Annotated in this window: 5 protein-coding genes, 8 tRNA genes and 1 rRNA gene; all 14 read left to right on the top strand. The window is 36.6% G+C overall.

The genetic code is table 11. The features are described from left to right. A 23S ribosomal RNA gene (locus C8E03_RS20575) occupies positions 1-86 on the top strand; the annotation flags it as partial. A gap of 97 nt (positions 87-183) precedes the next feature. Beyond that, positions 184-255, top strand: a tRNA-Asn gene (locus tag C8E03_RS20570). 12 nt (positions 256-267) lie between these two features. Beyond that, positions 268-339 (top strand) — tRNA-Glu (locus tag C8E03_RS20565). Positions 340-348: 9 nt separating this feature from the next. After that, positions 349-421 (top strand) — tRNA-Thr (locus C8E03_RS20560). Positions 422-453: 32 nt separating this feature from the next. Further along, a tRNA-Ile gene (locus C8E03_RS20555) sits at positions 454-527 on the top strand. 29 nt (positions 528-556) lie between these two features. Then, positions 557-630: transfer RNA gene (locus tag C8E03_RS20550), tRNA-Asp, on the top strand. Positions 631-669: 39 nt separating this feature from the next. Next, a tRNA-Val gene (locus tag C8E03_RS20545) sits at positions 670-742 on the top strand. Between the two features lie 64 nt (positions 743-806). Then, positions 807-893 (top strand) — tRNA-Leu (locus C8E03_RS20540). Positions 894-984: 91 nt separating this feature from the next. Further along, a tRNA-Arg gene (locus tag C8E03_RS20535) sits at positions 985-1,058 on the top strand. A gap of 811 nt (positions 1,059-1,869) precedes the next feature. Continuing rightward, on the top strand, positions 1,870-2,790 hold the full coding sequence (locus tag C8E03_RS20530; protein WP_094376980.1) for an ABC transporter permease: 921 nt from the start codon (positions 1,870-1,872) through the stop codon (positions 2,788-2,790). 12 nt (positions 2,791-2,802) lie between these two features. Then, a complete protein-coding gene (locus C8E03_RS20525) occupies positions 2,803-3,810 on the top strand; it encodes an ABC transporter permease (protein ID WP_094376981.1) in 1,008 nt (335 codons plus the stop codon). A gap of 12 nt (positions 3,811-3,822) precedes the next feature. Next, positions 3,823-4,833 (top strand): ABC transporter ATP-binding protein, encoded by a 1,011-nt coding sequence (locus tag C8E03_RS20520; RefSeq protein ID WP_110292012.1) that lies wholly within the window; start codon positions 3,823-3,825, stop codon positions 4,831-4,833. Further along, positions 4,833-5,807: an ABC transporter ATP-binding protein gene (locus C8E03_RS20515; protein WP_094376983.1), complete on the top strand. Its 975-nt coding sequence runs from the start codon at positions 4,833-4,835 to the stop codon at positions 5,805-5,807. The genes C8E03_RS20520 and C8E03_RS20515 overlap by 1 nt, the downstream gene beginning before the upstream one ends. A 59-nt stretch (positions 5,808-5,866) precedes the next feature. Beyond that, complete coding sequence (locus C8E03_RS20510; protein ID WP_242993671.1) at positions 5,867-7,558, top strand: peptide ABC transporter substrate-binding protein; 1,692 nt, start codon at positions 5,867-5,869, stop codon at positions 7,556-7,558. Positions 7,559-7,604 lie beyond the last annotated feature (46 nt).

Genomic DNA, 7,604 nt, shown 5'->3' with positions numbered 1-7,604 from the left:
TGAAGAGTACAAGGTAGATAGGGCAGAGGTGGAAGTGCAGTAATGTATGGAGCTGACTGTTACTAATCGGTCGAGGGCATGACCCAAAGAGAATAGCAAACGACAAGCGAAGCTTGAAGAGCTAAGAAGCGTCAAATATTTTTCGAGTTCAATGTGCAGTTTTGAAGGTACAAACCTTTATAATCCTTGATAGCTCAATGGTAGAGCACACGGCTGTTAACCGTGGTGTTGTAGGTTCGAGCCCTACTCAGGGAGTTTAGAAAAGCCGGCTCCATGGTCAAGCGGTTAAGACACCGCCCTTTCACGGCGGTAACAGGGGTTCAAATCCCCTTGGAGTCACTTATAAGTGCCGACGTGGCTCAATTGGCAGAGCAGCTGACTTGTAATCAGCAGGTTATCGGTTCAAGTCCGATCGTCGGCTTGACTAATATCATATTAGTAATGAAGAGATTTGGACCTTTAGCTCAGTTGGTTAGAGCAATCGGCTCATAACCGATCGGTCCTGGGTTCGAGTCCCCGAAGGTCCATTTATTTAAAACTCTTTGTAATGTAGTAAGGCCCGATGGCTCAGTTGGTTAGAGCGCCGCCCTGTCACGGCGGAGGTCGTGGGTTCGAGTCCCATTCGGGTCGTTGATATTGGATATAAAAAGTCAATATTGTTTTTCCCATGGGATCATAGCTCAGCTGGGAGAGCATCTGCCTTACAAGCAGAGGGTCACAGGTTCGAGCCCTGTTGGTCCCATAACTTATTATTTTATATAATAAGTAACCATAATACTTAAAATAATTAAGTGAATGATGGTTTTGCCGGCGTGGCGGAACTGGCAGACGCACAGGACTTAAAATCCTGCGGGACTTATACTCTCGTACCGGTTCGATTCCGGTTGCCGGCAGTAAGCAATAGTAGTTTCTATTGCTTTTATCTCTTATAGATAATTGTTTCAGCAATTAGATGCAAGAGATTAATATTATTATTTTATATGTGTGCGATTAGCTCAGCTGGATAGAGCGTCTGGCTACGGACCAGAAGGCCGGGAGTTCGAATCTTCTATCGCACGTTAATACCCATAGTATTTATGCTATGGGTATTTTTTTATAGGAAAGACCTTGTTGTGGTAACGTATAAAAGCTTTGATTCCTCTGAAATAAAAACACAATGCGCACGAATGCAAGTGGAAAATGTCACTGCGTGACAGCATACGGCGCGGAAAAACGGTTAAGTCCCTCATGAGTGAGGGACTAGGAACTGATGCGGACTTGTCCGCTTTGTTATATAAAAGTAAATTCTGATGAATTTTCTTATATATAAACCTCTGTGGATCGCAGAGATGCAAGTAAGGAGGAGTAATTGCTTCGCAAACGCGCCTCTCAAGAGGTCTGTATGCAGATACTTTGTGAATGTATAATTTGAACGTACTCTTTTATTAATGTATTTAAAAAATTCTTACGTGTTGTCAATGAAAATGTCTTATTACTAATCACTTAATTAATTATGAAAGATTATTCGAACACATAAAGTTCAATTCATGGATATGCAGAAATTGTAAAAATGATGACTATTTCAATACAGAGGAATTTATGAAAATAATTAAAAAATATTGACAGTCAACAATAAATACTTTACAATACGAATAAATAGGTCTAAAATAATAGTTAAATATTTTTAAAATAGTTTTATAATTATGTATTGTGAATAATTATGAATTTATACTGATAGTGAATCGAGCGGTTGATGTCATTAAGAGCGAAGACATTTTGAAACTAGCTCTTTTTTCGTAATGGATAAACTATTTGTGTTAATTTTGCACGATAGTAAAAGATATTTATGATTGACAACAAAAAAATTAAATTAAGAAAAGGGGGTACGATATGACTAAATATATATTAAAACGTACAGCAGCATCATTATTTACAGTATTTATTGTTGCTACATTAACTTTTGCATTGATGAAAGCAGTACCGGGAAGTCCTTTTACATCTGAAAAGGCAAATTTAATTGTTGAAACATCATTAAATGAAAAATATGGTCTGGATAAACCTATTTATGTTCAGTATGGCATTTATTTAGAACAGTTAATACATGGAGACTTAGGTATTAGCTATAAGGTGCAGAAAAATGCAAAGGTAGTTAAAATTATCAAAACAACTTTTCCCGTATCGGCAAGAATGGGTGGATTAGCAATCTTGCTAGCGCTGGGATGTGGTATTCCTTTAGGATGTATTGGTGCACTAAGAAATGGGAAATGGCAGGATAATGTAATTAGAATATTTTCGACTTGTGGTATTGCAATACCAAGTTTTGTTATTGCGTCGATTTCTATGCTGATTTTCGCTGTTAAATTAAAATGGGTGCCAAGTTTAGGACTGAGTTCTCCAAAAAGTTATATTTTACCGGTGCTATCACTTACTTTTTATCCAATGTGTTATATAGCCAGATTGATGAGAGCAAGTATGTTAGAAGCGTTAGGTCAAGATTATATAAGAACAGCCAGAGCAAAAGGAATGTCTGAAAGGGTTACGACCTTTAAACATGCTTTGAGAAATTCTTTGATTCCTGTTATTACTTATGTGGGTCCAATGATTGCATATACCTTAGTTGGAGCTTTTGTTGTGGAAAAGATTTTTAATATTCCTGGTTTAGGGAGATATTTTATAAAGGCTATAGAAAATAGAGACTATTCACTCATTATGGGAACTACAGTTTTTTTAGCAGTACTGATTATAGTAATGAATCTGTTTTGTGACATCTTATATAAGGTAGTAGACCCTAGAATAAAACTTGGTGAATAGGAGGAAAAAGGAATGGTATTAAATAATGAAAGATTTTTTAGCTTACACATAGAAGTAAATGATGAGGACTTTAAGCCTGTTTTAAAGGAGGAGCAAAAGCAGTTAGTTCAAATGAGGACAAATGTCAGCTATTGGAAAGATGCATGGAGGAGATTAAAAGGGAATAGAATAGCAATGATATCTCTTATTGTTATTATAGCAGTTATTATTTTTGCATTTATTGGACCTCTATTTAGTCCATATACATATGATATGCAAAACAGGGGAGACGAGAGTTTGTTTCCATGTACTGAATATCCATTTGGAACAGATCAGTTTGGAAGGGATCTTTTGGTTAGAACAATGATTGGTGCACGCATTTCCTTAATTATTGGTATTGGAGCCTCTTTTTTAGTCTTAGTGATAGGATCCGTTTATGGTGCAATATCAGGTTTATTTGGGGGAAAAGTCGACAGTATTATGATGAGAATTTGTGAGCTTATTTATTCAGTTCCAGATATTTTAATTATTATTCTATTGCAGATTACGCTAAAGGATCCTTTGATAGCCCTAGCTAATGCAGGAAAATTGGGGCCACTGCAAAAGTTAGGACCTGGTATATTAGCTATTTTTATTGTTTATGCACTTTTATATTGGGTGGGCATGGCAAGAATTATTCGAGGACAGGTTCTTCAATTAAAGGAGATGGAATTTATTAGTGCAGCAAGAGCGTTAGGAGCAGATAATAAGAGACTAATTTTTAAACATCTCCTTCCAAACTGCACAGGTCAAATAGTAGTAACAGCAATGTTGCAGATACCGTCTGCTATTTTCACAGAGGCATTTTTGAGCTTTTTAGGTCTGGGAGTCAGTATGCCAATGGCCAGTTTAGGTTCCTTGGCGTCAGAAGCATTAAACGGCCTTTCTTCTTATCCTTATAAATTAATATTTCCGGCTCTAACAATTAGTATTATTATTCTGGCATTTAATTTATTTGGTGATGGTCTTCGTGATGCTCTTGATCCGATGATGAAGAAATAAGGAGGGGACAAAATGCAATCAAATGAACACATACCTTTATTAAGGGTACAGGATTTAGAGATATCTTTCTTTACGTATGTAGGAGAGGTGAAAGCTGTTAGGAAGATATCCTATGATCTTTATCCGGGAGAAGTCATGGGAATTGTAGGTGAATCTGGTTCTGGTAAATCAGTATCCTCTTATGGGGTGATGGGAATTTTACCTAATCCCGGAAAAATTGTAGGAGGTCGAATTCTATTTGATGGTAGGGATATCACTCATTTACCTGAAAAAGAGCTTTTAAAGATACGTGGAAAAGATATCAGTATGATTTTTCAAGATCCTATGACATCTTTAAATCCTGTGTTTACTGTTGGAAATCAAATTAATGAGGTTCTAATAAAACACACAAGCCTAACAAATAAAGAACGCCTAGACAGAATAATTGAATTGTTTGAATTAGTCGGAATTACTCAGCCGGAAAAAAGAATACAACAATATCCACATGAATTTTCCGGCGGTATGCGACAGCGCGTTATGATTGCTATGGCTTTGGCTTGTAATCCTAAGCTGTTGATTGCAGATGAACCTACCACGGCACTTGATGTCACAATTCAAGCACAAATTATAGCTTTATTAAAGGAATTGAAAGACAAAATTGACATGTCTGTTATTTTTATTACGCATGATTTAGGTGTTGTTGCCGATGTTTGTGATAAGGTTGCAGTGATGTATGGAGGCAGTTTAATTGAAAAAGGAAATATTGATGATATTTTCTATGAACCAAAGCATCCGTATACATGGGGACTATTAAGGTCTGTACCTAAAATTAATGCAGATGAGCATGAACGGTTAATTCCGATTGAAGGCAATCCAGTCGATTTAATTAATCCGCCAAAGGGATGTGCTTTTGCTCCGAGATGTGAGCATTGTATGAAAGTTTGTATGACAAAAAGACCACCAGTATATGCTGTTAATAAAGAGCATGAAGTTGATTGCTGGCTTACTGTGAAAGAAGTCTATGAAAAGGAGAAAAATCAATAATGATTACTAATAAGAATGAAAATTTACTTGAGATTACTGGACTTAAAAAGTATTTTTCTGTAAAAGCCGGTTTTGCTAAAACTTCTTATGTAAAGGCTGTAGATGATGTAAGTCTGACAATTAGAAAAGGTGAAACACTTGGTCTTGTTGGTGAATCTGGGTGTGGAAAAACTACTTTTGGGCGTACTTTATTACGGTTATATGAGCCGACAGAGGGAAAAATAATTTATGATGGAGTAGATATTACAAAGGTAGATATGCTTTCTTATCGAAAAAAAATGCAGATTATTTTTCAGGATCCATATGCATCATTAGATCCTAGAATGACGATAGGTGATATTATAGGTGAGCCATTGGATATTCATAAGCTTTATTCTTCAAAGGTACAAAGGCAGGCCAGAATATATGAGTTGTTAAAAACAGTTGGTTTAAATGAAGAACATGCTGATCGATTTCCTCATGAGTTTTCAGGAGGTCAAAGACAAAGAATTGGAATAGCAAGAGCTTTGGCAGTGAATCCTGAATTTATTGTTTGCGATGAACCAATTTCAGCATTGGATGTTTCGATTCAGGCACAAGTAGTTAATATGTTAGAAGATTTACAAAAGGAAAAGGGGTTTACTTATTTATTTATCGCACATGATTTATCAGTAGTTAAGCATATCAGTAATCGTATTGGTGTTATGTATTTGGGGCATCTTGTAGAGCTTAGCAATAGTAATGAGCTTTATAAAAATCCGATGCATCCGTATACACAAACATTGTTATCAGCAATACCAATTGCCGATCCCAAAGAGTCTAGAATAAAGGAAAGAAAAATTTTAACAGGTGATATTCCAAGTCCATTGGATTCGCCCAGTGGCTGTACTTTTCAAACGCGCTGTCCATACGCAACCGAGATTTGCACAAAAAAGGCTCCAGAGTTTAGGGAGCATAAAAAAGGGCATCTTGTGGCATGTCACAATCTTAAGTGAATCAGTAGATTTTAGGGCAGATTGCTTTAGAATAAATATAAAATAGAGGAGAGTTATAAATGAAAATGTTCAAGAAAATTATGACGTTGGTATTAGCTGTGAGTATGATTATGGTATCCGCAACCGGTTGTCAGTCTAAAGAAGAACAAAAACAAAAAACAGTTGTTGCTACAGAAGCATCATTGGCTGATACAAATGATACAAATGCAACGAATGATACAACTGCAAAAGGCGGAACGATTAATGTACATGTAGGACCAGAACCAAATTCGATTGACCCTGCGCTTAATGTTACAGTGGATGGAGGAAGCTTACTAAACCATGCATTTGAAGGCTTAACGAAAATAGACCAAGATGGCATTTATGTAGATGCGCAGGCTGCATCTCATACGGTAAGTGAGGATGGATTAGTATATACATTTACACTTCGTGATGATATTAGATGGTCAGATGGACAGTCTGTTAAAGCTTCTGATTTTGTTTATGCATGGCAGAGATTAGTTGATCCAGCAACAGGAGCAGAATACAATTATATTATTGATATGGTACAAAATGCAAATGCAATTATGACAGGTGATGCAAAGCCGGATACATTAGGGATAAAAGCACTTGATGACAAGACAGTTGAAATAACTCTTGTTGCTCCGTGTGCTTATTTCTTAGAAATTTGTGCTTTCCCAAATACTTTTCCGGTCAGGCAGGATATTATAGAAGCTTATGGTGATGCATGGGCAACGGAACCAGAGCATTATGTAAGCAATGGACCTTACACATTAACAGAGTGGGATCATCAGTCTAAGATGGTGTATTCAAAAAATCAAAATTATTACGGTGTTGATGCATTAGGTCCAGATCAGATTAATTTCATGCTGATTGAGGACTGGAATTCAGTTTTAACTGCATTTAAGAACGGAGATATATTATTTGGTGATGAATTGCCTTCAGAGGAAATGGAGGCTATGAAAGGAAATGGACTTTATTTTGCACCACAATTGGGAACTTACTTTCTATGCATTAATAATCAAAAGGAAGAATTTAAGGATGTTAATGTTAGGAAAGCATTGGCATTAGCAATTGACAGACAATATATTATTGATTCTGTTAAGAAAAATGGAGCTGTCCCTGCTGATACTTTCGTGGCGAAAAGCCTGACCGAGCCAAATGGAACAGAATTTCACAGTAATGCCGATGCGTGGTATGACACTTCAGATTATGATGCAAATGTTTCTAAAGCACAGAAGCTATTAGAAGATGCAGGCTATCCAAACGGAGTGGGTTTTCCGTCTATTGAAATTATGATTAATCCCGGTCATGAGGATGTGGCACAGGCAGTACAGAATATGTGGCAGGAAAAGCTGGGATTAAATGTAACAGTAGCTACGAATGACTGGGCTGTATTTGTAGAAACAAGGCAAAATGGCGAATATCAGATTGCACGTCATGGCTGGTTGGCTGACTATAATGACCCCATTTCTTTTCTTGATATGTGGGTATCAGGCGGTGGAAATAATGATGCTAAATTCAGCAATGAGGAATATGATAAATTAATTCAAGAAGTTAAGACTACCACAGATAATAATGAAAGATATACAAAAATGCATGAAGCAGAGAAGATACTTGGGGAAGAAATGCCAATTATTCCAATCTATTATTACACAGACCCATACTTACAGTCAGATTCCTTAAGGGGAGTTTATACAGCTCCATTGGGATATAAATTCTTTATGTACTGTGAGACTGTTCAACAATAATAGGTTAAGCCTTTGAACCATAACAATTAGGTTTGGCAGTTTAACA

The organism is Lachnotalea glycerini (assembly GCF_003201285.1).
GTDB classification, from domain to species: Bacteria; Bacillota; Clostridia; order Lachnospirales; family Lachnospiraceae; genus Lachnotalea; species Lachnotalea glycerini.
This window is presented reverse-complemented; position numbering and strand designations above follow the sequence as displayed.